Here is a 22836-nt window from a genome sequence, read left to right on the forward strand (position 1 = left end):
TGCAAGCGGGGATCGCGTGCGAGGGCTCGGCGCATGGCGCGGACGGGCCCATCGCATGACTTTAATTTGCAACATTTCTGTCATCGATCCATCACAGGATGATGGCAGCGCAACCCGAGATGAAGACAATCGCGGTGTTCAGCCTCAAGGGAGGCGTCGGCAAGTCCACCTTTGCCGTCAATCTGGCATGGGCCTCGGCAAGCCTCTCGGCGAGGCGGACATTGCTGTGGGATCTCGACCCGCAGGGCGCAGCGACCTGGCTCCTGGCCGCGCAAACAGAAACGCGCGACGCCGCCCGCGCTGTCTTCGCGCGGCAGCTGGAACCGGAAGACATCTGCCAGCCCACCGCCATCCCCGGCCTTGATCTCTTGGCCGCCGACATGTCCCTTCACGGTCTGGAGCGGCTGCTCTTCGATCTGGGTAAAAAGCGCCGGTTGGCGAAGCTCCTCTCGGGCCTCGCGCAGCGTTATGACCGTGTTATCCTGGATTGCCCGCCCGGGCTCACCGAGACGGCCGAGCAGGTGCTGCGGAGTGCTGATCTTGTCGTGGCCCCGGTGATCCCCTCACCGCTCGCGCGCAAATCGCTCGATGATCTGGCCAGCATCCTGATCCGGCGCGGCGGATGGCATCCCCCGATCCTGCCGGTGTTCTCTATGGTGGACCGGCGGCGCAAGCTCCATGCCGAGGCGCTCGAAGCCCATCCAGACTGGCCGATTGTCAGCTATTCCAGCCTTGTCGAGCAGATGGGCTTCCGGCGCGCGCCATTAGCCACCTTTGCAACTCAGAGCCAGCCGGCCGAGCAATTTGCGACGATCTGGCAAGCCATCGAGCGCCGTCTCGCCAAAGGGTGAGGCGAAGGGATCAGGCGACCTGCGTCGCCGAGCGCCCGAACAGGCCGATGCTCTCGTCTCGCGACATGGGCCGGCCGAAATAATAGCCCTGAATCTTCGAGCATCCCAGCGCCCGGATGATGTCATATTCCCCTTCGGTCTCCACGCCCTCGGCGGTGGTCTCCAACCCAAGGCTGGTGGCCATCGCCACCACCGCGTTGATGATGGCGAGGCTCTCACGCTGGCCGCGAGCGGCGCCGTGAATGAAGCTTTGATCGACCTTGATGGTGTCGAACCGTGCGCGGGAAAGGTAGCCGAGCGACGAGTAGCCGGTCCCGAAATCGTCCAGCGAAAGCCGGATGCCCATTTTCGCCAACCGATCGAGCGCCTGCGACGCGCCCGTCTCCTCCTGCATGAAGACGCTCTCGGTCACCTCCAGCTCCAACCGGCTGACTGGAAGCCCGGACTGTGCCAGAGCTGCGCTGATCTGCGGGACGATCTCGGGATCGCACAGTTGCTGGGCCGACACATTGACCGAGAGGCTCACCGCGTCGGGCCAGTGACAGGCTGTCTTGCATGCCGTCTCCAGCACCCAAGCCCCGAGGCGGGAGATCAGCCTTGTATCCTCGGCGATAGGAATGAAGCGGCTGGGCGGAATCGGACCAAGCTGGGGGTGCGTCCACCGGCAGAGCGCCTCGAAGCCGATGACATGGCGGGACCGCGCGTTGACGATGGGCTGGTAGACCAGATGGAATTCACCGGCCTCGATTGCGTTGCGCAACGCCAGTTCGAGATTGCGGCGCTCCTCCGCGTCGGCGTGCATCGATGCCGTAAAGCGCAGATGCTTGCCCCGCCCTGCCTCCTTGGCGCGATACATGGCCAGATCCGCACTGCGCATCAGCATGTCCGCATCCGTGCCGTCCTGCGGTGCCATGGCCGAGCCGATGCTGGCGCCGATGAACAGCGTCTGCCCATCGAGCACATAGGGTCTGGACACGACCTCGATGATCGCGCTCGCCAGCCGGTCGACATAGATGGGATCGGCCACCTCGCGCACGACTACGGCAAACTCATCGCCGCCGAGCCGCCCGCAGACTTCGTTGAGCGAGCAGACGCCGCGCAACCGTTCGGCAACCTGGGCCAGAAGCTGGTCGCCGACATGGTGGCCCAACGTATCGTTGACCGATTTGAACCGATCGAGATCGATCATCATGAAGGCGCACCGCGTCTGCCACGTCTGCGTGTCTTCGACGGATTTGGCCAGTTCCTCGCCCAGATTGAGCCGGTTGGGAAGATTGGTGAGCGTATCCAGCCGGGCGAGTTGCGAAATGCGCTCGTTCGTCTCTTTCTGCACCGTGATGTCGGAGCCGACACCGCGAAAGCCCAGGAAATTGCCGGCCTCATCCAGCCGGGGAGATGCGGACAGTGACCACCATCTGCGCGCACCGTCGACCGTGCCGGACAGGCACAGGTCGGAAAAGGACACCCGGTCCTTGAGCTTCTCCGCCAGCACATGAAGGGCCGGGTCGAAATCCCCGTTCGTCCAGGTCGATCCTGCCAGCACTTGGAGGATGGATTGCCCGTCCACCTCCTCCACCGTCTTGCCGAGCATCCGCGCAAAGGCCGGGGAAACCCCGGTCAGGCGACGGGCGGTGTCGGTCTGCCACAGCACATCGGCCCCGTCGCGATCATGCTCGCGCAGCAGGAGACTGACGACCTCGCGCTTTTCGGCCAGCGCCTTGCTGGTCGAGACCTGCACGCCGAACTGGTGCGCCTGCCAGAGGCTTGTCGCCAAAGCGAGCAGAGCATAGATCGCCACGACACCCGCCAGAAAGGGATCGGCATGTCGCAGCATCATCCAGACGGTGCCCGCGCCGATCGACAGGATGAAGCCACTGGCGGACAATGGGGTGGACTGGAACGAAATGGCCACCGACGCCATCAGGCAGCAGGCGATGGTCCAGAATGTGACCACTTCTTCCGGCCTGGCTTCGCCGGTGAAGAGCACCATTGCGGCGACCCATATGGCGCCCTGCAGCCAGCAGATCGCGCCATGTCGCAACAATGCGGCCCGCGTCGCATCGGCATAATCCGACGCCACATTGACCCGGCGCAACCGCAGCAACTGCGCTTGTGAAACACCGAGCACCAACATCCAGACAACGAACATCCAGATATTGATATGGTTGTAAAAGCGCGCGCCCACGAGCATGGCCGAGATGGCCGTGATCGTGGTGAAGAGCCCCAGCATCCGGTCTGCGGAGCGCAACTGGCTCCCGCATACAAGGCGCCCCTGCGCCCCGGGAAGCGGGCGGAATCCGCACAACAAGCCGAGCGAAACGACTTCCGTGGCGGGCGCTGCGCGCTGGTCTGGGACGGTTGAACGCTTGGTCACGGCGCGGTCATATCGCGCTCAGGTTATCAACCCGTAAGCAAGCGCTCGCAGTCTTTTACCGCGTCAACCGCCCCGATCAGGCCGCGATGTCATAGGGCACGATTTCCCCGGTCAAATACAGGGTCCGCGCCTTCGAGCGGCTGAGTTTGCCCGAGCTGGTGCGCGGCAGCGAGCGCGGCGGTACCAGTTCAACCACGCAGTTCATGCCGGTGATCGAACGGACGCGCTCGCGAATCTCTTCCCGCAGCCGTGCGCGCTCGACATTGTCGGAGACGCGGCAATGCACGAGGACGGCGGGTGCTTCCTCGCCCCCAGCGGTGGTGATGGCGAAGGCGGCAATGTCCCCCTGCTTGAAGCCGGGTAGCTGCTCCACCGCCCACTCGATATCCTGCGGCCAGTGATTCTTGCCGTTGATGATGATCATGTCCTTGGCGCGGCCGACAATGTACAGATAGCCATCCGAGAGATAGCCCATGTCGCCGGTGTCCAGCCAGCCATCGGCCATGCAGGCATCGGTCGATTCCTGATCGCGGAAATAGCCGACCATGAGCGAGGGACCGGTCGTCCACACCTTGCCGATGGTCCGCTCGGCCAGCGGGCCGCCGAATTCGTCGCGGATTTCGACAGTCATGCCCATCACGGGCTTGCCGCAATTGACGATCGCGCGGAAGCGCTGCGGGCGATCCTCCACGGCATGACCGCCGGACAGTTCGGTTTCCTCGACCAGCTCCACCATGATGCCTTCACCCGGCGGCATGATGGTCACGGCCAGCGTCGCTTCAGCCAGGCCATAGCTTGGTAGGAAGGCCTTGGGCGAGAAGCCGGCTTCCGCAAAAGCATCAACGAACTGCTGCATCACATCCGGGCGGATCATGTCCGCGCCGTTACCGGCCAAGCGCCAGCGCGACAGGTCGAAGCGCTCGGATGCCCGCGTCTGGCTGGACATGCGACGGGCGCAGATATCGTAGCCGAAAGTAGGCGAGTAGCTGATCGCGGTGCCCTGATGGCGCGAGATCATATCCAGCCACGCCAGCGGGCGGCGCGCGAAATCCTCGGTCTTGAGGTAATCGGTCGAGACCTGATTGGCGACGACCGACAGGAAGCAGCCCACCAGACCCATGTCATGATACCAGGGCAGCCAGCTGATACAGCGGTCGCTCGCGATCAGCTCCATGCCGTGGCTGTGCGCCGCGAGATTGCTGAGCAGTGCCTTGTGGGTCACCGCAACGCCATGCGGAAACCGCGTCGATCCGCTGGAATATTGCAGATAGCAGATGTCGTCCGGACCGGCCTGCGGCAGCGCACAGGCTGCAACGGGTGCCGCGAGGAAGTCATCGAAGCTCAGCGGTTCCACGCCCTTGCGGCGCGCAGCCTCACCGGCCATCTCGCTCAGCTCGGTAGGGAAGAGCAGCATGATCGGGTCGCAGCTGTCGAGCTGGACGCAAAGCTGATCGATATAGCTTTCCTTGCCGCCGAAGCTGGTGGGCAACGGTAGCGGCACAGGCCAGGCACCGGCATAGACAATGCCGAAGAACAACTGGGCGAACTCGGGGCCGGTCTCGGCGATCAGGGCGATCCGCTGCTGGGGCTGGACACCCCGCGCGATCAGCCGATAGGCGCAGGCCAGTGCATCGCCGCGCATCTCCGAAAAGGGATAAGGACGCGCAAGATTGCCGCGGGCATCGTGAAAGTTAACTCCACGAACACCCTGCGCCGCATAATCAAGCGCGGCACCCAAAGTATCGAAATCGGCAAAGCGCCGCTCAAGCCGATCTTCCGTCGGTGTTGGCTGCATCTTAAATGACCCTTCTTTTTCCGCCAGATATCATCCCCTTAAGTCAAGGCATGGCGGCTGTTCTCTTGCGTCTACGCCTGGCTGGCTTGCGCTTGTCTGAACCGAAAAGCCGCATTCTATGCCTGGCCCTACCCCGTTCTTGCGCGAGTTAGGCGCGTTTACTTTAAGACAGGGAGTGTGGCACAAAAATGGCGCATGACGCCGCGCCCGCAAAAATCGCCGCCAAAACCGCTTGTCGAAGCGAGCCTTGAGGCGCTGGCCATCCACTATGTCGGGCGCTTCGCCACCAGCCGGGGCCGGCTCGCCGCCTATCTTGCGCGCAAGCTGCGCGAGCGTGGCTGGGCCGGCGATTCCCCGCCCCCGACCGAGCGGATCACGCAAAAGCTGGTCGATCTCGGCTATGTGGACGACCGGGCCTATGCCGAGATGAAATCCGGGGCGATGCAGCGGCGGGGCCTCGGGCAACGCCGCATCGCGCAGACGCTGCGGCATGACGGCATCGACGAGACGACATCCGAGCAGGCCGCCCCCGACGCTGCCGCGCAATGGGATGCGGCCGAGCGCCTCGCCCGCCGCAAGCGAATCGGGCCGTTCGCGGCCGAGCCCGCCGACCGGCCGATGCGGGAAAAGCAGATCGCGACCTTTTTGCGGGCCGGCCACAGCATGCAGACCGCCCGCGACTGGATCGAAAGCGCGCCGGGCGAGTTGCCCGAGCGACCAGAGACCCTGTCAGCAGAGGATTGGGAATGACGAAGAGGCGGCGGATCGGGCGTGGTCTGAACATCGGCGCGCTGGCGACAGCGCTCGCACTGTCCGCCTGCCATGCGACGCCGGAGGACAGCGCTAACACCTTAGTGGTTGCCAATAACGCGGCCCTGCCCGCTGGCAGCACCGAGGTCCGCATTCGTACTGCCAGCGGCCAGACCCATCGCTTCGTCGCGGAACTGGCGGTGGACAAGGAGGCCCAGCAACACGGCTTGATGGGCCGCGAGACGCTGGCCGACGATGCCGGCATGATCTTTCCGTTTGCCTACCCAAACATGGCGTCCTTCTGGATGAAGGACACCCGCGTTCCGCTGGACCTGTTGTTCATCCGCACCGACGGTACGATTGCCGACATCCTGCAGGGTGAGCCAAACAGCCTGCGCCCGCTCGCGGCCAATGAGGCGGTGACGGCGGTGCTAGAAATCCGGCAGGGACGTGCAGAGGCGCTCGGCATCGCCAAGGGTGACCGGATCGAATGGGGCGATTGCGCCACGGATGCAGGCGCCGGTTCCGGTCGCGCGCCCATGTGGCGAGCGGATCGCTTCTGCCCCTCGTCGCAACGCTGAGCGCACTTCATTCGATTCCACGTTGCCAATCCACCGCGAGTGCGGCTAAGCGCTCTGGCCATGGGACTGCTCGGCAAGATCTTCACCTGGTGGGACGGCGCCACCATCGGCACCTCGTTGTTCACTTCGCGCAAAGGCACGAAAGTGGGCGAGGACCATCAGGGCAATGTCTATTATGAAGGCGGGACGGACCCCAACGGCCTCACGCGCCGCTGGGTGATCTACAAGGGCGCCAATGATGCCAGCCGCGTGCCTGCAGAATGGCATGGCTGGCTGCATCACAGCATCGACGGCACGCCCGAGAGCCATTTGCCGCCGCCGCGCATCTGGGAAACCGAATTCACGCCCAACCAGACCGGCACGCCGCAGGCCCATCTGCCTTCCGGCGCCACTGCTGCCGGCGGTCGCCGCCAGATGGCGACGGGCGATTACGAAGCCTGGACGCCGAATACGTGATGATTCTCCGGTCCGCGCGGCCGGGCCGATGGTTGCTCGCGCTCGGCATCATCGGACCGCTCACGGCCTGCGGGGACCCCGAGGCAGCCCGCAATGTCGCGGTCGTGCCGGAAGAGCGCACGCAGGACGAGCGCCCCGTGAAGGTCGAGACCGGCTTGCCCGGAACGCCGATGGCAGAGCGCGTCGCGGAGATCGGCCTGCTCAACAAGCGCAACGGGATCACCCAGAAATTCACGATGAAGCCGGGCGTGGCGTTGCGCTCGGGCAATGCCATCATCCGCCTGCGCGCCTGCGAAACCACCGCGCCGTGGGAAATGGACAAGGAAACCGGCGCATTCGTGCAGCTCGACGTGCTGGAAAGCCGCGACAATAAATGGCACCGCACCTTCTCCGGCTGGCTGTTCAAGGAACGGCCCGACCGTAATGTGGTGCTGCATCCGATCTACGACGTCTGGGTGATCAGCTGCGCGATGAGCTGGCCGGAGACCGGGCCGGATACGGTGCGCGTGGCGGATCGCAGCGCACGTTCGGCCGGCGCATCCGGCAACGAATCGAGCGCATCGAACGCGGCAGAAGCCCCCGCAGCGCCGTCCGCGCCTGCCGACAGCGCATCGCCGAGCAATCCCGAATAGGTCTGCGCATCGATCTCCACCGCGCCCAGGGAGGCAAGGTGCGGGGTCATGAACTGGCAATCGAGCAATGTGAATCCACCGACCCGCAGCCGGGCGACCAGCCAGGCCATCGCCACCTTTGAGGCATCACGCCGGCGGCTGAACATGCTCTCGCCAAAGAAGGCCCGCCCCAGCGCCAGACCGTAGAGCCCGCCGACGAGATGGCGCTCGCCATCCTCGCGGCTCCACACTTCCACGCTGTGCGCCAGCTTGCCGTGGTGCAGGCGCACAAAGGCTTCCTCAATGTCCCGATTGATCCACGTCGTCGGGCGATCTGTGGCGCTCTGCGCACACAGGGCGATGACCTGCTCGAACGCGGTGTCCGCCGTGACCTCGAACCGGTCGGCGCGCACGGTCTTGCGGAGGGATTTGGAGAGGTGAAAGCCATCGAGCGGCAGGATCGCCCGCCGCTCGGGTTCCACCCAGAAGACCGAATTGGCGGCACGGTCGTCGGCCATGGGGAACAGGCCGACCGCATAAGCGCGCAACAGGATCGGTAAATCGATCGCCATTCCCAGCCTTTAGCATCCCCACCGCCCTTTGTCGCGCCCGTCCCTTGGGGCAAAAAGGGCTGGCAGGCGCCACGGGGAGGCGATAGCGATCCGGCACAGTCTGGAGAGGAGCAAGCCTGTGGCAATTTTCGTGCTGGTTCATGGCGCCTGGGGCGGCAGCTGGGGTTATGGCCCCCTCGCCCGTGAACTGCGGTCCGCCGGCCATGAGGTGCATGTGCCCTCGCTGACCGGCCTTGGGGAGCGTGCTCATCTGGCGCATGGCGGCATTACGCTCAGCGATCATATCGCCGATGTTGTCGGCCTCATCGATTGCGAGGGCATGCGCGACATCATCCTCGTCGGCCATAGCTATGGCGGCATGGTCATCACCGGTGTCTCTGCCCTGCGCGGCAGCCGCATCCGCAGCCTCATCTATCTCGACGCCTTCCTGCCGAAGGACGGCGAAATGCTCTGGGACATCGTCGATGACGCGACGCGGGCGATGTATATCGAGAATCAACGGCAGTCGCCGGGCCTCGTCCGGCCGATCTTCCCGATTCCGCCGGGCCGGGCCGGGCGCGTCTCGGGCCATCCGCTCCTCACCCTGCTCGAACCGGTCAAGCTCGGTGGCGAGGAGGACGCGGTTGCGCGGCGGACGTACGTCTTTGCGTCCGCCAGCCCGCTCGGCTCGTTCGCGCCGTTCCGCGCGCGCTGCACCGCAGACCCCGCCTGGGACGTCCACGAACTCCCCACCAGCCACATGATGTGGGACGACGATCTCCCCGGCGTGACCCGCATCCTCCTTGATGACGCGGCGAAGGACGAATGACGACAAGTTGCGGAAAGCGCCGTTGACCGCTTGCGCCCGCCTTCGGGTCGCGTTAAGGGCAGCGCCTTCACCGGCACAGGGGTGTAGCTCAGCTGGTAGAGCGTCGGTCTCCAAAACCGAATGTCGTAGGTTCGAATCCTATCGCCCCTGCCAAAACTTGCCCCGAGGCGCCCGAGCGCGTAGAGGCAAGGACGGTTGCGAAATGCAGGCGGCGGGCCGGCCGGAGAAAGCTCCGGGTGCGGTCCGCTTTCTTGTGTTTCAAAGAGTTCTGGTTTCATCTGAAAGAGCAGGCTGAGCGTGGCGAAAACCTCCCCCATCGAATTCGTGAACCAGGTCAAGGCCGAGTGGAACAAGGTCACCTGGCCGACCTCGCGCGAGACGGTGATGACCACGATCATGGTGGTGATCCTGACCACGGTGCTCGGACTTTTCTTCTTTGGCATCGACACGTTCTTTGGCTGGATCGTTCGCACGCTGCTGGGTTTGGCCGCGGGCCAGAGCTGATCGCCGCTCTCCCGACCAAGACGAATTGAGGAAACGATAAAATTATGGCGCGCTGGTACATCATCCACGCTTATTCGGGCTTCGAGAACAAGGTCCGCGAGTCCATCCTGTCCGAAGCCGAGCGCATGGGTCTGGCCCAGCTCATCGAGCAGGTCGAGGTGCCGACCGAGACCGTGACCGAAGTGAAGCGCGGCAAGAAGGTTCAGGTCGAGCGCAAGAACATGCCGGGCTATGTGCTCGCCAAGCTCAGCATGAACGATGATATCTACCACCTCATCAAGAACACGCCCAAGGTCACCGGCTTCCTCGGCAACTCCGGCAAGCCGCAGCCGATCAGCGAGGCGGAAGCCGCCCGCTTCTTCGGCGCGCGCGAGGAAGCCGCCGCCCAGCCGCGTCACAAGGTCAATGTCGATTACGAGATCGGCGACAGCGTGAAGGTGATGAGCGGCCCGTTCGCCAGCTTCATCGGCACCGTCGAGGAACTGGACTTCGAGAAGAGCCGCGTGAAGGTCTCGGTTTCGATCTTCGGCCGCGCGACGCCGGTGGAACTGGACTTCGAGGAAGTCGAGCTTTCCAAATAAGGCCTTCGACAGCCAATTTTTCGAGCCGCCGGTCCCTGATCGGCGGCTCTTTTCTTGTGTCGGCCGCGACAACTCGCCCGGCATTTCCGCGAACGCGGGAATGACGGGCAGGAAACGCCGAAAAGGCACAAACGCGCCGCGCCGGTCTTCAACCGTTCTTCCACCTCATCCAACCTGACCATCGCGCAGGGCGATTGCGTTGGTGCGGCGAATAATCCCTTGATTGCGCAAGCACCGCAACGGTGCCGCATCAGGAGAGATTAGACGTGGCAGGGAGCAGGAGATCGTGGATCGCAGGCATGGCGCTGATGACGGCGCCGCTGCTCCTCGCGGGACAGGACGCCCGGTCAGGCGGCATGCAGCCAGCCCATGTCACCAGCGAGCGGATGCGGGCGCCAGACGCACCCGCCAGCGCCGGCAGTTGGATGGCCTATGGGCGCAGCTATGACGAGCAGCGTTATTCGCCGCTCACCCAGATCAACGACAAGACCGTCCAAAGGCTGGGACTGGCCTGGTACGATGATTTGAACACCTATCGCGGCGTGCAGGCGACGCCGCTGGTGGTCGATGGCGTGATCTACAACGCCTCCGCCTTCAACATCGTGACGGCCTATGATGGACGGACCGGCCGCAAGCTGTGGACCTATGATCCGCAGGTCGAGCGACAGTGGGCGCGACTGGCCTGTTGCGGTCCGTCGACCCGTGGCATTGCCGCGTGGAATGGCAAGATCTACATCGCCGCGCTCGACGGCCGGCTGATCGCCGTAGATGCGCGGACCGGCAAGGAAGTCTGGACGGTGCAGACCTTCGACCGCGCGCACCCTTATTCCATCACCGGCGCACCGCGCGTGTTCGACGGCAAGGTGGTGATCGGCCATGGCGGCGCCGACTATGGCGTGCGCGGTTTCGTCAGCGCCTGGGATGCAGAGACCGGAAAACGGCTGTGGAAGTTCTACACCGTGCCCGGCAACCCCGCCGATGGGCCCGATGGCGAAGCCTCCGACGCCGCGATGAAGATCGCCCTGCCGACCTGGCACGGAAAATGGTGGCAATATGGCGGCGGCGGGACCGCGTGGGACAGCTTCGTCTACGATCCGGCGCTCAACCTCGTCTATATCGGCACAGGCAATGGATCGCCGATCAGCTGGCATTTCCGCAGCGCGGGCAAGGGTGACAATCTGTTCCTCTGCTCCATCGTGGCGGTGGATGCCGACACTGGCGCCTATCGCTGGCATTATCAAGCGGTGCCGGAAGAAGACTGGGACTTTACCTGCACCCAGCCGATGATGCTCGCGGACCTGAAGATCAAAGGCAAGACCCGCCCGGTCATCATGCAGGCGCCCAAGAACGGCTTTTTCTATGTGCTCGACCGCAAGACGGGAGAATTGCTCTCGGCCGAAAAATTCGTGCCGAGCAACTGGGCCAGCCATATCGACATGAAGACCGGGCGGCCGGTGCTGTATCCGGGCGTGCACCTGACGACGACGCCGCAGCGGATCACGCCGAGCCTGCTCGCCGCGCATAGCTGGCACCCCATGTCGTTCAGCCCGAAGACCGGGCTGGTCTATTTCCCGGCCATGGAACAATCCATCGTCTATGCCCGGCAGCGGGACGAGGATTTCGCCTTCGTGCCGTTCCGCAACAATGCCGGCTTTGATTATGCCGGCGCCACGCCGGAATGGGCTGCGCAGCGCAAGGCCTTGCAGGCAGAGGCGGATGCCATGGAGAAAGGCTATCTGCTCGCCTGGAATCCGGTCACACAGAAGGAAGCCTGGCGGGTGCCCTATTCACTCCCCGGCTCGGGTGGCACGTTGGCGACGGCGGGCAATCTCGTCTTTCAGGGCACCATCGAGAAGACCTTCGCCGCGTATCGCGCCGACACCGGGCAGAAGCTCTGGGACATGAATGTCGACAATGTCGCCATCGGCGGTCCAGTCACTTACGCCATCGACGGCGTGCAATATGTGGCGGTGAACGTCGGCTGGGGCGGATCGATCGTCGCGGGGCTGAGCAAGATTCCCGGCGGCTTCCGGGTGTCACCGGCGCGGTTGCTGGTGTTCAGGCTGGATGCAAAAGGCGTGACGCTGCCGCCGCTACCGCCGCCGACGGCCCTGCCCCGCCCGCCCTTCCTCCGCGCCACCGAAGCGCAGGTGCGGCTGGGCGCCCAGCTTTATGGCGACACCTGCGCCCGCTGCCATGGCGAGAATGCGCGCGGCGGCCTCAAGGATCTGCGCTACATGACGCCCGACACCCGCGCGCAGTTCCTCGACATCGTGCTGGAGGGCACCAAGGCCGATCTGGGCATGGCCAGCTTCAAGGGCGTGCTGGACAAGACACAGGCGGAGGCGATCCACGCCTACCTCATCGCGCGCGGCAATGAGGATTGGCAGGACGACGCCGTGCGGCAATGAGGGGCTAGTTCGTGCGGCCTAGCCCCGCCGCTGGGCAAACCAGATGACGTGGCGCGGCCCCTTGCCGTTCTCCCGCGCCTTCACCGCCACCTCGTCGACGATGAACCCGGCGCTTTTCAGCCGGCGGGTGAAGGCTTCGTCCGAGCCGGCGGACCAGACGGCGAGAATGCCGCCCGGCTTGAGCGCCCGCATCGCCTGAGAAAGGCCGCGCGCGGAATAGAGCCGGTCATTGGCCGGCACGGTGAGGCCGTCGGGGCCGTTATCGACGTCGAGCAAGATGGCATCGTAGCGCCCCTGCCCGTCCTCGATCAGCTCGGCGACGTCGCTGTGGACGAGATTGACGCGGGGGTCATCCAGGCAGCCGGCCGCCAATTGGGCCATCGGCCCCCGCGCCCATTCGATGATTTCCGGCACCAGCTCGGCCACCGTGACCTTCGCCTGGGCGTCGAGCGCGCCCAGCGCCGCGCGCAGCGTGAAGCCCATGCCATAGCCGCCGATCAGCAGGTGACGCCCCGCGCGGGAAGGCAGCCGCTCCAGCGTCATCAGCGCCAGCGCCTTTTCCGATCCGCTCATCCGGCTGTTCATCAGTTCGTTGCGGTCCAGCACGATCATGAAATCGTCGCCGCGCCGGAACAGGCGCAGATCCTCGCCGCCGGGCACCTTTGCCGTGCCGAGATGTTCGCGGGGCTTCATATCGTTCCTTTCAACCGAGCCGTCCCTCTGGCAGACCCGGAGGCATCGCGCAAACGGTCCCGGCACTGTATGCCTCCGCGCGACTCTCCCCCCAATCCAATCCCCGGAGCTTCATGCGTTACTTTCTCGATACCGAATATAATGGTTTTGGCGGCGCCCTGATCAGCCTGGCCCTCGTGCCCGAATATGGCGATCAGGAGCTGTATCTCTCGCTCCTGCCGCTTCCCGAACCGCTCCACCCTTGGGTCGAGCATAATGTGATCCCTTATCTGCGCCATGTGCCGACCGGGCTGGATTATGCCGTGGAGCGGGCCAATGCGTCCGAACTGGTCGCCACCTATCTCGCCGGCGACAATGAGCCGATGATCGTCGCAGACTGGCCCGAGGACATCGCCCATTTCGCGACGCTGCTGATGACCGGCCCCGGCGAGATGATCGACGTGCGCGGCCTCCGCTTCGAGCTGGTCAATGCCGCCGGGTTCAGCAGCGCGCGCAACAGCCAGGTGCCGCATAATGCCCTTCACGACGCCCGCGCCTTGCGTGGCTTCGTGCTCTCGACCGATATCTGAACCGGGCGGCGCAGCAGGTATCGCTTGCCGCCGCCCGATAGATTGCTAACCATTAAAAGAATAGTTGCCTTACGAACGATTCGAGGCACAGCCGGAGAGGACAGCCAGCATGGCCAGCGCGCCCCGCTCGATCGATATCGCCACGTTCATCAATGAGCGGAAGCTCGGCCCGTTCAATTTCCGGCTGATCGTTCTCTCTTGGTTGATCACGGTGTTCGACGGGTTCGACATGATGCTGATCAGCTTCACCGCGCCCTGGATGCGCGATGAGTTGAGCCTTTCCACCCACCAGCTGGGCAATGTGTTTTCCGCCGGCCTGTTCGGCATGATGGTCGGCGGTTTTGCCTTCGCATACATTGGCGACAGGATCGGGCGGCGACAGACGATCATCGGCGCCGCCTTCGCATTCGGCATTTTGACGACCGCCACCGCGCTGGCGCAGAGCTATGAAGCCCTTCTCATCCTGCGCTTCCTCGATGGCTTTGCCATTGGTGGCATGCTGCCGCTCGCCTGGGCGCTCAACATCGAATATGTGCCCACCAAATACCGCTCGACCGTGGTGACGGTGATCATGGTCGGCTACAGCCTCGGCTCCTCGCTGGCCGGGCCGGTGACCGTGTGGCTTGCCCCCACCTATGGCTGGGAGGGCGTGTTCGTTTTCGGCGGCCTCGGTACAATCGTCTGCGCCTTTGCCCTGCTGTTCTGGTTGCCGGAATCGGTACGCTTCCTCGCCAGCAAGAACCTCAAGCCGGACCTCATCGCCAAGACGCTGAACAAGGTCGATCCCACGCTCGGCGCGACCGCGCAGGACCGCTTCGTGCTCAGCGACGAGAAGCAGGACACCAGCAACTTCACCGCCGCCAAGCTGTTCAAGCGCGACCTTAAATGGCTGACGCCGCTGCTCTGGCTGGCCTATATCGCCAGCACGCTGGCCGTCTATTTCAAGGCCAATTGGGGCCCGATCGTCTATGAGGATCTCAAATTCTCGCGGGAGACGGCAGCCTATGTCTCGTCCATCGGGGGCATTGCCGGCGCGGTGCTGGGCCTGCTGCTGATGCGCTTTACCGATGGCAAGGGGCCGCTCGCGGTCGCGGTCTATCCCGCCGTCGCCTTCCCGCTCCTGCTGCTGGTCGGCCTGGTGCCGATGGAACCGACGCTCTTCCTGATCGTCTCGGTCGCCGCAACCAGCTTCGTGGGCGGCGCGCATTTCGGTATTCTGTCGATTGCCGGCGTCTTCTATCCCTCCGCAATCCGGGCGAACGGCGCCGGCTGGGCAACATCCGTAGCCAAGATCGGCGGCATTGCAGGGCCGATCATCGGCGCGTTCGTGCTGGCGAGCGGCCTGCCGATCGTGCGCAGCTTTGCCATTCTGGCGCTGTGCCCTGCCGTTCTGGCACTGTGCGCGCTCGGCATCGGCATGATCGTGAAGCGCCGCAAAGCACCAGCAGACGTGCTCAACACGGCACAACCTGCGGCGGCCGAATGAGTGGCGGCGCAACGGACTGAAAGCCCCGCTTGATCGGCAAGCGGAAATGCTCGCTGGTCTTCTGGGTGAAGCCGCGCCAATAGCGCGCCTCTCTTCCAAGCCAGTGCGACGAAACCCATGACCACAGAGCGCCTCTTCAAACCGATCCTCGCCGGCGCCCGGCTGATGCCGCGCCTGCTGGCCGTGATCGGCGCGACGGCGGGGATCGGGCTGACGATCGTGCTCTGCCTGCAATTCCCGATCGCTTATGCTGATCTGCCGATCATCGTCGCGCCCATTGGCGCTTCGGCAGTGCTGGTCTTTGCCGTGCCGACCAGTCCGCTCGCCCAGCCCTGGTCGGTGGTGGGCGGTAACATCCTCTCGGCATTGGTGGGCGTGGCGGCGGCCCGCTGGATTCCGCCAATGGCGCTGGCGGCCGGCGTGGCTGTCGGCGGCGCGATCCTCGTAATGTCGCTCTGCCGCTGCCTACACCCGCCCGGCGGCGCGGCAGCGCTGACCGCCGTGATCGGCAGCCAGGGCATTCACGATGCCGGCTATGCCTTCGCCTTCGCGCCCGTTGGGCTCAATTCCATCGCGCTGGTGTCGCTCGCCATGTTCTTCCATCGCATGACCGGTCACAGCTATCCGCATCAGCCGGCTGCGCCCGCAATCCAGAGCGCGCAGGTGCGAGAGGCATCAGGGCTGCACAGCGAGGATATCGACAAGGCGCTGGAGGATATGGACGAGAGTTTCGACATCAGCCGGGACGATCTCGCCCTGCTGCTCTCCCAGGCGGAGCTTCATGCGCTGGCGCGGCGCACCACGGGGCAAAAGTGAATCGAGAAGACCGCTCTTTCCTTTTGCACCGGTCACCGCTATAGGCGCCGGCTTCCGGACGGTCTTGCAGGCCTGATGGAAGCCCATTGCGGGAGGACGACCCCTCAGGGTCAGCCGTTTGACCGCTAAGCTTGAACCGGGCGGCGCCATTGGCCCCGCCTTCTACAGAGTGAGTGTAATGGCCAAGAAAATCACGGGCTATATCAAGCTCCAGGTGCCCGCTGGAGCCGCCAACCCCTCGCCGCCGATCGGCCCTGCCCTGGGTCAGCGCGGCGTGAACATCATGGAATTCTGCAAGGCGTTCAACGCGGCGACCGAGAAGGAGCAGAAGGGTACGCCCCTGCCCACGATCATCACCGTCTACGCTGACCGCAGCTTCTCCTTCGTCACCAAGAAGCCGCCGGCAACCTATCTCATCAAGCAGGCCGTGAACCTCAAGTCCGGCTCCAAGGAGCCCGGCAAGGTCTCCGCCGGCAAGATCACGCGTGCCCAGCTCGCCGAGATCGCCGAAGCGAAGATGGTCGACCTCAATGCCAACGACATCGAGGCCGCGACGAAGATCATCGAAGGCAGCGCCCGCGCGATGGGCCTGACCGTGGTGGAGGGCTAAGAACATGGCAAAGCTGACCAAGAAGGCCAAGGCAATGGCCGCCGCAGTCGATGCGAACAAGCTGCACGGCGTCGATGAAGCGATCGCGCTCATCAAGAAGAACGCCACCGCCAAGTTCGACGAGACCGTTGAAGTCGCGATGAACCTGGGCGTCGATCCGCGTCACGCCGACCAGATGGTCCGTGGCGTCGTCACCCTGCCCGCCGGCACCGGCAAGGACGTGCGCGTTGCCGTCTTCGCCCGCGCCGACAAGGCGGATGCCGCCAAGGCAGCCGGCGCCGAGATCGTGGGTGCCGAGGATCTGCTCGAGCACATCCAGAACGGCAATTTCGACTTCGACCGCGTGATCGCGACGCCCGACATGATGGGCCTGGTCGGTCGCCTCGGTAAGGTGCTGGGTCCCAAGGGCCTGATGCCGAACCCGAAGCTCGGCACCGTCACGCCGAACGTCGCTGAAGCCGTGAAGGCTGCCAAGGGCGGCCAGATCGAGTTCCGCGTCGAGAAGGCCGGCATCATCCACGCCGGTCTCGGCAAGGCCAGCTTCACCGAAGCCGACCTGCGCAAGAACTTCGACGCCTTCGTCGATGCCATTGTGAAGGCCAAGCCCTCGGGCTCGAAGGGCAAATATGTCCGCAAGATCGCCCTGTCGTCCTCGATGGGCCCGGGCGTGAAGGTGGACGTGGCTCAGGTCGCCTCGGCCTGATCTCACCCAATTCTAAAAACGCCCCGCCCGGTATCCACCGCGGCGGGGCTTTTTTATTGCCCGATGTTGTGATCTGAATTGGCGACCTGATTAGGCGTTTGTTCGTAAAGCGCCTGTTAACCCTGCGATGGCATTGCTTGGCGAGGCACGCGACGATAGAACTCAGATGAAAAACAGGGAAATTGGGGTGAAGAAGCGACATCCAACTGCTGGACAGGATGCCTATGACCGGGTGTCGAAACAGCTCAATCTGGCGGTTCGCCTTCTCGGCTTCTGGATCGCTCTTGTCAGCCTGTTCTTCCTCTTTCAGGCGCTCGATTATCGCGGGCTGATCGCGCGACTGGCCGAATGGCAGTTTCTTCATTTCGATCGTTACTGGCCCACCCTGACCTTCGTCGCGGTGACCGCATTGTTCTCTGCGCCGCTCATCGCTGCCGTGTGGCTGCTGCGCACGCGCCAGCGCCGCACCGAATCCTTCGGCCCTGCCCGGCAGGACGATCTGCGCATCGTTAAGGGACGCCTCGCTCGCCTCCAGGGCTTTTTCGCCGGCGTTTGCGTCGGCAGCCTGCTTGCGGCGGTCATTGTGCTGATCCTGCGGCTGCAATTGCCGTCCGATGAAGGCACCCCGCGCAGCATCGTCGTCGGCTCGCCCGATGCGATCGCGCCGGTGGAAGGCCGCGCCGTCATCACCGGCAGCATCGATCTGCGCGAGACGGCGCAGTTCAATGAGGATCTGCTGCTGGTCAAGCGCTCGCTCTATTTCGCGCCGGTTCGCTCCGGGCCGGACGACCGCTCGCCGCTGCGCTACTTTGTCGAGGTGCGGCGCAACGATGTGCCGGAAGGCTATCATCCCATCACCTTCCCCAAGGATGAGGACCTGGTGCGCGTCTGGCGGTTCCGCCTCTCGCACCTCGTCTTCACGCCCTATCTCGACGGTGTTCTGCGGCGCGAGGCCCTGCCAGGCGAGATCGTCAACCTGTATCGGCACGCCGGCTATGACGTCGAGGACGATAATTTCGTACTGTTCAGTGGGCTCGACAAGCTGACCTGGCGCTACAACGTCCTTGCCGCCGAATTCGGAATTTCAGCCCTGATCTCCGGCCTTGCCGCCTTCATCTTCGGCCGCCGCCGCCGCCAGGTGAAGCAGCGGATGGAGGACGAAATCGAGGCCTCTCGCACGGCACAGGCGCCCGCCTGACCGCCCTTTCTTAATGCCGCGCTAACTCAATCTCGAAACCGCTTCTTGGGTGAGTCGGGGTGATGATGCGGCATGATCGGCATCCATCTCGAATTCGGTAGCATCATGGCGGCAATGGCATCCATTGCCGTCGCCCTGAGCAACCCGTTCACGGATCACCAGAACATCCAGAAGGAAGCCGCCGCAAACATCGCCGTGCCGGAGGCCGCAGTCCTGGACGCCTCGGCCATCCACCTGCCTGCCAATACCGTGCAGCGCCATGCCGACGGCCTCTTCTATGTCGAGGCGAAGGCCAACGGCCACTCGATCCGCTTCGTGGTGGATACTGGGGCTACGGTCGTCGTGCTCAATCGCGCCGACGCGGCCAAGCTCGGCCTGACTTATGAGAGCCTGCCCGGTCGCGCGCAGATGCGCACCGTCAACGGATCGTCCGCGATGCGCTGGGCGAAGATCGAGCGGATGGAAATGGCCGGCAAGCGCATCGAGCAGATCAGCGCCGCCGTGGTCGATGGCGCCCTGCCGGTTTCGCTGATGGGCCAGAATGCGCTCCAGCAACTCGGCACCGTCACCCTGAGCGGCGACACCTTGACGATCCACTGAACCGGGCTTCCCAGCCAGACCGATCCCGCCGCGCAATCGGCAAAGAAAAGGCCAGTCCCCCCGGACTGGCCTTTTCAGCGGGAAACGCGTGTGAAGCCGGCCATCAGCCGGCGGCGAAGGTAACCTTCACCGGATTGCGGCGGCGCATCATCGTGCCGGCCAGACCGAAGCCCGCGATCATCAGCGCCCAGGTCGACGGCTCGGGAACCGAACCGAACACCGGCGGCACAAAATCGGGCAAGGGAATGGGAATGCCAGGGATGAACCCGCCGCCACCGCCCGTACCACCTGTGGGCGGCGTGAAGGAGGCCATGGAGGGCTCGAGCGTGGGCTGCGTCACGATCAGCGGGCTGTTGAGGTTCGATACGAAATCGGCAGCTTCCGGCTCGGCGAAGAAGGCGGTCGGCGCAACCGGCGACTTGTTCGGCGTCGCGGTCGGCTTTCGCGCGAACGGGCTGCTGCCCTGGTTGCGCGAACGGCCAGGACCGCAATCGGCGCGATTGACCAACTGGGTCAGGTCACCCTTGGAATTGACGAACTCGGGCGCACAGCCATCGCGAAGATAGCCCATGATCGCGGAGCGCAGCGACGTCTCTTCCGGCGCCGGCACGGCGACGAATGCCGAGGCGAACTCAGGGATGGTAAACATCCGGCGCTCATTGTGCGGCGCGGCTGCGATCAAGGCGCTGGCCACGACGGCCAGACCAATCAAAGCCCGGTGCCGTTCAATTTCACGGCGCGCCCAACGGAGCGAGTCTGTCGATAAGCTTTCCATGAACCCGTGCTAAACCTGCGGCGGAAAGAATTAAAGCGCTTTAACCTTCTTTTCCCACGCCTTAACCACCTTTGCGCAGATGGCCGAAGGACGTTGCCAAAGGGTCACAAATTAAGCGTTTACCGCCCTCCCCGGCTCCCTCGCCGTGGCCGGAATTGGAAACGACTTGCTTTTCACGGCCGCCCCGCCTATCGGGCCTTCGCTCACCGGGTCCGTCCCGGTGCACCGTCCGAGACAGCTGGTGATGGGATCTGCCCATCTTAATGCCCAGCCGAGACGGGGAAAAGTTCTTGCCGGACGGCGCTCCGCTTCGATGCGCAGCTCAATCCGGGTCTGTCCGCACTCTCGTGCTGGACCAGTCAACCCTTCCCCTCGGACTGCTTCGCCGCTTGCGGCCCCTCTCGGGTCGTGCGCGGCACATGTGTGAACGCGGCCGGGCCTTCCGGGCCTTGCCGCAGAGGAGAATGGCATGGATCGCAATGAAAAGACCGAGGTCGTTTCCGCGCTTCACGAATCTCTGAAGGAAATGGGCGTGGTCGTCGTGACCCGCAATCTGGGCCTTAGCGTGGCTCAGTCGACCCAGCTCCGTCAGAAGATGCGCGATGCGGGTGCGACCTACAAGGTGACGAAGAACCGCCTTGCCAAGATCGCCATCAAGGACACCGATTATGCCAGCATCGAAGAGATGCTGGTTGGACCGGTGGGCCTGGCGACGTCTTCCGATCCGGTTGCGGCTGCAAAGGTCGCGATCGATTTCGCCAAGACGAACGACAAGCTGGAGATCGTCGGCGGCGCCATGGGCACTACGCTCCTGGACGCCAATGGCATCAAGGCGCTGGCTTCGATGCCGTCGCTCGACCAGATGCGCGCAACGCTGATCGGCCTCATTCAGGCCCCGGCGACCAAGCTCGCAGTCGTCACCAAGGAACCGGCCGCGCAGCTCGCGCGCGTCTTCAACGCTTATGCCACCAAGGACGCTGCCTGATCTTCAGGCCGCCTCCCCGGCAGACAGTTGCAATCAATTGACTTGGGCCAGACCCGGCCCCGCTAGAAAATGGAGTGAATTACATGGCTGATATCAACTCGCTCGTCGACCAGCTCTCCGCGCTGACCGTTCTCGAAGCTGCTGAGCTGTCGAAGGCTCTCGAAGAGAAGTGGGGCGTTTCCGCTGCTGCCGCAGTCGCGGTTGCTGCGCCCGCCGGCGGCGCCGGTGGCGATGCCCCCGCTGCTGAAGAGAAGACCGAGTTCGACGTGATCCTCGTCAACGACGGTGGCAAGAAGATCAACGTCATCAAGGAAGTCCGCGCCATCACCGGTCTCGGCCTGACGGAAGCCAAGGCGCTCGTCGAAGGCGCGCCGAAGGCTGTGAAGGAAGGCGTGAACAAGGCGGAATCCGAAGAGCTGAAGAAGAAGCTCGAGGAAGCCGGCGCGACCGTCGAGATCAAGTAAGCTTGATGGGAGGGGAGCGGCCCAGCCGTTCCCGCCCGACAAAAAGAAGCGCGTCCGGAGCGATCCGGGCGCGCTTCTTTTTTGCGTTTGAGGGATCGTCGCGTGGATCAGGCGTGATCGATGAGCGCCCGGAGGCCGATCAATGACGTGTGGCAGCCTCGGCCTTCATCGCCTCGATGGCTTCGCGCAGCGTCGGGTAGCGCGCCCGGTCGCCTTCCTCTCGGGCAGCGGAGCGATCGGCCCGTCCATAGTCGGTCAGGGCCAATGGCCCCTGCCGCCCGCGCATCCCGAGCCGCCAGAAGAGCAGACTGGCCAGCAGCACCAGGCCGGCGATGAAGCCGATCTGCTGCCACGGCGCGGAAAGATATTGCGCCAGACCGAGGCCCTCGGCTTTGCCCTGCGTGCGCTGCAAAGTCGGCCCGGCGCCCATCGGCACTGCTGACAGCGCGATCGGCACGGGTGGCCCATCCGCGCTATCCATGGCCGGCGCCGCGGCCACGCTTTCATTGGCCGGCGCGACATCCTGCGCCAGGGCCACCGCCTTTGAACCAGAGTCCAGCAACTCCGGGCGCGCCGTGCGCACATCCTCATAGGAGCGCGCCAAGGGATCGCGGCTCTCCGGGCGATAGGCTGGCAATTCGCTCACCGGCCGCGCGAGGCGGTCGCGCGACTCCGGCCGCGCGGAGGGCTGCGCCAGACGGTCCCGGCTCTCGGGCCGCACCTCATTGGCGATCAGCATCGGCGCCCGCACCTGATTATCCTGCCCGAAAGCAGGCGGGAGCAGCAGGCTGGTCAGCTTCTGGAGATCGAGAAGGCTGGAGCTTGCCCGGGCAAACGCAGTTTCCGCTTGCCCTGCCGCCGGACTCACGGCGAGAAGGCAGGCGAGCGACGCCATCCCTGGAAAGACAACAGGCAATCTCATTATGACCCCACCGACCCATTTCGGGACAGACTGCGATCAGCATATCGTCGCGCCAATGTAAAGCGTGAGGGACAAAAGGCGCCCTGTGCCGCCCGATCCTTGCGCCGACACGTGCGGCCTGCGCCAGCCGATTATCGAAGGGACACATCATCATGGCCGAGGCATCTTCTCTGACCACGACGAACAATGACGACCTCAAAGCGCTGGTACGGACCATCCCGGACTATCCGATTCCCGGCATCCAGTTTCGCGACGTTTCCACCCTGCTGCTGGATGGCGAAGGCTTCCGGGCGACGATCGACCGGATCGCGGCATTGGTCGATCCAGCGCAGGTCGACCTCATCGCCGGCATCGAGGCGCGCGGGTTCATCGTCGCGGCCGGCCTTTCCTACAAGCTCGGCAAGGGCAAGCTGATGCTGCGCAAGTCCGGCAAGCTGCCCGGCGCGACGGTCGGCATCGACTATGCGCTCGAATATGGCACCGACCGGATCGAGATGCATCAGGGCGCCGTGCGGCCTGGGCAACGGGTGCTGCTGGTGGACGACCTGCTGGCGACCGGCGGGACCGCGCTCGCCGGCGCTGCCCTGCTGCGGGGCGAAGGCGCCATTGTGGACCAGGCCGCGTTCGTCATCGACCTGCCCGAGTTGGGCGGCGCGGCGCGCCTCAGAGACGTGGGCATCACGCCCCTCTCCCTCATCACCTTTGAGGGGCACTGAGCTGC

The 22836-nt window shown here is 64.4% G+C and carries 24 protein-coding genes, 1 tRNA gene and 1 pseudogene; 20 read left to right on the forward strand and 6 right to left on the reverse strand.

Annotation, left to right across the window (positions count from 1 at the left end; translation table 11 throughout):
• Positions 1-101 precede the first annotated feature (101 nt).
• Positions 102-851, forward strand: coding sequence for a ParA family protein (locus M2343_RS05710; protein WP_264577504.1), 750 nt, complete (start codon positions 102-104; stop codon positions 849-851).
• 10 nt (positions 852-861) lie between these two features.
• On the opposite strand, the gene M2343_RS05715 is transcribed toward M2343_RS05710, so the two are convergent.
• Entirely contained in the window at positions 862-3225 is a 2364-nt protein-coding gene (locus tag M2343_RS05715) for a putative bifunctional diguanylate cyclase/phosphodiesterase (protein ID WP_264575929.1), read from the reverse strand.
• A gap of 76 nt (positions 3226-3301) precedes the next feature.
• Positions 3302-5020 (reverse strand): fatty acyl-AMP ligase, encoded by a 1719-nt coding sequence (locus M2343_RS05720; RefSeq protein ID WP_264575930.1) that lies wholly within the window; start codon positions 5018-5020, stop codon positions 3302-3304.
• Positions 5021-5215: 195 nt separating this feature from the next.
• On the opposite strand from M2343_RS05720, the gene M2343_RS05725 reads away from it, so the two are divergent.
• The 4 genes and pseudogenes from M2343_RS05725 to M2343_RS05740 form a co-directional block, all read left to right on the forward strand.
• The gene (locus M2343_RS05725) at positions 5216-5770 is read left to right on the forward strand and encodes a regulatory protein RecX (RefSeq protein ID WP_264575931.1); all 555 of its coding nucleotides are present in this window, start codon (positions 5216-5218) and stop codon (positions 5768-5770) included.
• Positions 5767-6351 carry a DUF192 domain-containing protein gene (locus M2343_RS05730; protein WP_264575932.1) on the forward strand — a complete coding sequence of 195 codons (585 nt, stop codon included), beginning with the start codon at positions 5767-5769 and terminating at the stop codon, positions 6349-6351. The genes M2343_RS05725 and M2343_RS05730 overlap by 4 nt, the downstream gene beginning before the upstream one ends.
• Before the next feature lie 60 nt (positions 6352-6411).
• On the forward strand, positions 6412-6807 hold the full coding sequence (locus M2343_RS05735; RefSeq protein WP_264575933.1) for an NADH:ubiquinone oxidoreductase subunit NDUFA12: 396 nt from the start codon (positions 6412-6414) through the stop codon (positions 6805-6807).
• Positions 6808-7043: 236 nt separating this feature from the next.
• Positions 7044-7214 (forward strand): annotated as a pseudogene (locus M2343_RS05740) (DUF2155 domain-containing protein); the annotation flags it as partial.
• A gap of 35 nt (positions 7215-7249) precedes the next feature.
• On the opposite strand, the gene aat reads toward M2343_RS05740, so the two are convergent.
• Positions 7250-7990, reverse strand: a complete 741-nt coding sequence (gene aat / locus M2343_RS05745) for a leucyl/phenylalanyl-tRNA--protein transferase (protein WP_264575934.1) — start codon at positions 7988-7990, stop codon at positions 7250-7252.
• 118 nt (positions 7991-8108) lie between these two features.
• On the opposite strand from aat, the gene M2343_RS05750 reads away from it, so the two are divergent.
• The 5 genes from M2343_RS05750 (at position 8109) to M2343_RS05770 (ending at position 12294) form a co-directional block, all read left to right on the forward strand.
• Positions 8109-8798 (forward strand): alpha/beta fold hydrolase, encoded by a 690-nt coding sequence (locus M2343_RS05750; protein ID WP_264575935.1) that lies wholly within the window; start codon positions 8109-8111, stop codon positions 8796-8798.
• Between the two features lie 77 nt (positions 8799-8875).
• Positions 8876-8951, forward strand: a tRNA-Trp gene (locus M2343_RS05755).
• Positions 8952-9095: 144 nt separating this feature from the next.
• Complete coding sequence (gene secE, locus M2343_RS05760; RefSeq protein WP_181559485.1) at positions 9096-9302, forward strand: preprotein translocase subunit SecE; 207 nt, start codon at positions 9096-9098, stop codon at positions 9300-9302.
• Positions 9303-9346: 44 nt separating this feature from the next.
• Complete coding sequence (gene nusG, locus M2343_RS05765) at positions 9347-9883, forward strand: transcription termination/antitermination protein NusG (RefSeq protein ID WP_181559484.1); 537 nt, start codon at positions 9347-9349, stop codon at positions 9881-9883.
• 299 nt (positions 9884-10182) lie between these two features.
• The gene (locus M2343_RS05770; RefSeq protein ID WP_264575936.1) at positions 10183-12294 is read left to right on the forward strand and encodes a PQQ-dependent dehydrogenase, methanol/ethanol family; all 2112 of its coding nucleotides are present in this window, start codon (positions 10183-10185) and stop codon (positions 12292-12294) included.
• 18 nt (positions 12295-12312) lie between these two features.
• Here the strand turns inward: M2343_RS05770 and M2343_RS05775 are convergent, their stop codons facing one another.
• Entirely contained in the window at positions 12313-12987 is a 675-nt protein-coding gene (locus M2343_RS05775) for a spermidine synthase (protein ID WP_264575937.1), read from the reverse strand.
• A 113-nt stretch (positions 12988-13100) separates the two neighbouring features.
• On the opposite strand from M2343_RS05775, the gene M2343_RS05780 reads away from it, so the two are divergent.
• The 7 genes from M2343_RS05780 (at position 13101) to M2343_RS05810 (ending at position 18969) form a co-directional block, all read left to right on the forward strand.
• Positions 13101-13556 carry a hypothetical protein gene (locus M2343_RS05780; protein WP_181559481.1) on the forward strand — a complete coding sequence of 152 codons (456 nt, stop codon included), beginning with the start codon at positions 13101-13103 and terminating at the stop codon, positions 13554-13556.
• A gap of 109 nt (positions 13557-13665) precedes the next feature.
• The gene (locus M2343_RS05785) at positions 13666-15042 is read left to right on the forward strand and encodes an MFS transporter (protein WP_264575938.1); all 1377 of its coding nucleotides are present in this window, start codon (positions 13666-13668) and stop codon (positions 15040-15042) included.
• A gap of 117 nt (positions 15043-15159) precedes the next feature.
• A complete protein-coding gene (locus M2343_RS05790; RefSeq protein ID WP_264575939.1) occupies positions 15160-15858 on the forward strand; it encodes an HPP family protein in 699 nt (232 codons plus the stop codon).
• Positions 15859-16036: 178 nt separating this feature from the next.
• Entirely contained in the window at positions 16037-16468 is a 432-nt protein-coding gene (rplK, locus tag M2343_RS05795) for a 50S ribosomal protein L11 (RefSeq protein ID WP_181559478.1), read from the forward strand.
• 4 nt (positions 16469-16472) lie between these two features.
• Complete coding sequence (rplA, locus tag M2343_RS05800; protein WP_181559477.1) at positions 16473-17171, forward strand: 50S ribosomal protein L1; 699 nt, start codon at positions 16473-16475, stop codon at positions 17169-17171.
• Between the two features lie 187 nt (positions 17172-17358).
• Complete coding sequence (locus M2343_RS05805; RefSeq protein ID WP_264570135.1) at positions 17359-18369, forward strand: hypothetical protein; 1011 nt, start codon at positions 17359-17361, stop codon at positions 18367-18369.
• 72 nt (positions 18370-18441) lie between these two features.
• A complete protein-coding gene (locus M2343_RS05810) occupies positions 18442-18969 on the forward strand; it encodes a TIGR02281 family clan AA aspartic protease (RefSeq protein WP_264570134.1) in 528 nt (175 codons plus the stop codon).
• Between the two features lie 103 nt (positions 18970-19072).
• On the opposite strand, the gene M2343_RS05815 is transcribed toward M2343_RS05810, so the two are convergent.
• Positions 19073-19618 carry a PEPxxWA-CTERM sorting domain-containing protein gene (locus M2343_RS05815; protein ID WP_264575940.1) on the reverse strand — a complete coding sequence of 182 codons (546 nt, stop codon included), beginning with the start codon at positions 19616-19618 and terminating at the stop codon, positions 19073-19075.
• Between the two features lie 595 nt (positions 19619-20213).
• On the opposite strand from M2343_RS05815, the gene rplJ reads away from it, so the two are divergent.
• Together rplJ and rplL are read left to right on the forward strand one after the other, a co-directional pair.
• A complete protein-coding gene (gene rplJ, locus M2343_RS05820) occupies positions 20214-20729 on the forward strand; it encodes a 50S ribosomal protein L10 (RefSeq protein ID WP_181559473.1) in 516 nt (171 codons plus the stop codon).
• Positions 20730-20812: 83 nt separating this feature from the next.
• Positions 20813-21193 (forward strand): 50S ribosomal protein L7/L12, encoded by a 381-nt coding sequence (rplL, locus tag M2343_RS05825; RefSeq protein WP_181559472.1) that lies wholly within the window; start codon positions 20813-20815, stop codon positions 21191-21193.
• A gap of 139 nt (positions 21194-21332) precedes the next feature.
• Here rplL and M2343_RS05830 read toward each other — a convergent pair whose 3' ends face one another.
• Entirely contained in the window at positions 21333-22115 is a 783-nt protein-coding gene (locus M2343_RS05830) for a hypothetical protein (RefSeq protein WP_264603869.1), read from the reverse strand.
• Between the two features lie 152 nt (positions 22116-22267).
• Between M2343_RS05830 and M2343_RS05835 the strand changes: the two genes are divergently transcribed.
• Entirely contained in the window at positions 22268-22831 is a 564-nt protein-coding gene (locus tag M2343_RS05835; RefSeq protein ID WP_264575942.1) for an adenine phosphoribosyltransferase, read from the forward strand.
• The last annotated feature ends 5 nt before the right edge of the window (positions 22832-22836 follow it).

This window comes from Sphingobium sp. B8D3B (genome assembly GCF_025961875.1).
Taxonomy (GTDB): domain Bacteria; phylum Pseudomonadota; class Alphaproteobacteria; order Sphingomonadales; family Sphingomonadaceae; genus Sphingobium.

What these genes read in the sequence shown, in the direction of transcription:
- M2343_RS05710 (WP_264577504.1), top strand. Translation starts at nt 102, where the DNA reads ATGGCAGCGCAACCCGAGATGAAGACAATCGCGGTGTTCAGCCTCAAG.
- M2343_RS05720 (WP_264575930.1), bottom strand. Translation starts at nt 5,020, where the DNA reads ATGCAGCCAACACCGACGGAAGATCGGCTTGAGCGGCGCTTTGCCGAT.
- M2343_RS05725 (WP_264575931.1), top strand. Translation starts at nt 5,216, where the DNA reads ATGACGCCGCGCCCGCAAAAATCGCCGCCAAAACCGCTTGTCGAAGCG.
- M2343_RS05730 (WP_264575932.1), top strand. Translation starts at nt 5,767, where the DNA reads ATGACGAAGAGGCGGCGGATCGGGCGTGGTCTGAACATCGGCGCGCTG.
- M2343_RS05735 (WP_264575933.1), top strand. Translation starts at nt 6,412, where the DNA reads ATGGGACTGCTCGGCAAGATCTTCACCTGGTGGGACGGCGCCACCATC.
- aat (WP_264575934.1), bottom strand. Translation starts at nt 7,990, where the DNA reads ATGGCGATCGATTTACCGATCCTGTTGCGCGCTTATGCGGTCGGCCTG.
- nusG (WP_181559484.1), top strand. Translation starts at nt 9,347, where the DNA reads ATGGCGCGCTGGTACATCATCCACGCTTATTCGGGCTTCGAGAACAAG.
- M2343_RS05770 (WP_264575936.1), top strand. Translation starts at nt 10,183, where the DNA reads ATGGCGCTGATGACGGCGCCGCTGCTCCTCGCGGGACAGGACGCCCGG.
- M2343_RS05775 (WP_264575937.1), bottom strand. Translation starts at nt 12,987, where the DNA reads ATGAAGCCCCGCGAACATCTCGGCACGGCAAAGGTGCCCGGCGGCGAG.
- M2343_RS05780 (WP_181559481.1), top strand. Translation starts at nt 13,101, where the DNA reads ATGCGTTACTTTCTCGATACCGAATATAATGGTTTTGGCGGCGCCCTG.
- M2343_RS05785 (WP_264575938.1), top strand. Translation starts at nt 13,666, where the DNA reads ATGGCCAGCGCGCCCCGCTCGATCGATATCGCCACGTTCATCAATGAG.
- M2343_RS05790 (WP_264575939.1), top strand. Translation starts at nt 15,160, where the DNA reads ATGACCACAGAGCGCCTCTTCAAACCGATCCTCGCCGGCGCCCGGCTG.
- rplK (WP_181559478.1), top strand. Translation starts at nt 16,037, where the DNA reads ATGGCCAAGAAAATCACGGGCTATATCAAGCTCCAGGTGCCCGCTGGA.
- rplA (WP_181559477.1), top strand. Translation starts at nt 16,473, where the DNA reads ATGGCAAAGCTGACCAAGAAGGCCAAGGCAATGGCCGCCGCAGTCGAT.
- M2343_RS05810 (WP_264570134.1), top strand. Translation starts at nt 18,442, where the DNA reads ATGATCGGCATCCATCTCGAATTCGGTAGCATCATGGCGGCAATGGCA.
- M2343_RS05815 (WP_264575940.1), bottom strand. Translation starts at nt 19,618, where the DNA reads ATGTTTACCATCCCTGAGTTCGCCTCGGCATTCGTCGCCGTGCCGGCG.
- rplJ (WP_181559473.1), top strand. Translation starts at nt 20,214, where the DNA reads ATGGATCGCAATGAAAAGACCGAGGTCGTTTCCGCGCTTCACGAATCT.
- rplL (WP_181559472.1), top strand. Translation starts at nt 20,813, where the DNA reads ATGGCTGATATCAACTCGCTCGTCGACCAGCTCTCCGCGCTGACCGTT.
- M2343_RS05830 (WP_264603869.1), bottom strand. Translation starts at nt 22,115, where the DNA reads ATGAGATTGCCTGTTGTCTTTCCAGGGATGGCGTCGCTCGCCTGCCTT.
- M2343_RS05835 (WP_264575942.1), top strand. Translation starts at nt 22,268, where the DNA reads ATGGCCGAGGCATCTTCTCTGACCACGACGAACAATGACGACCTCAAA.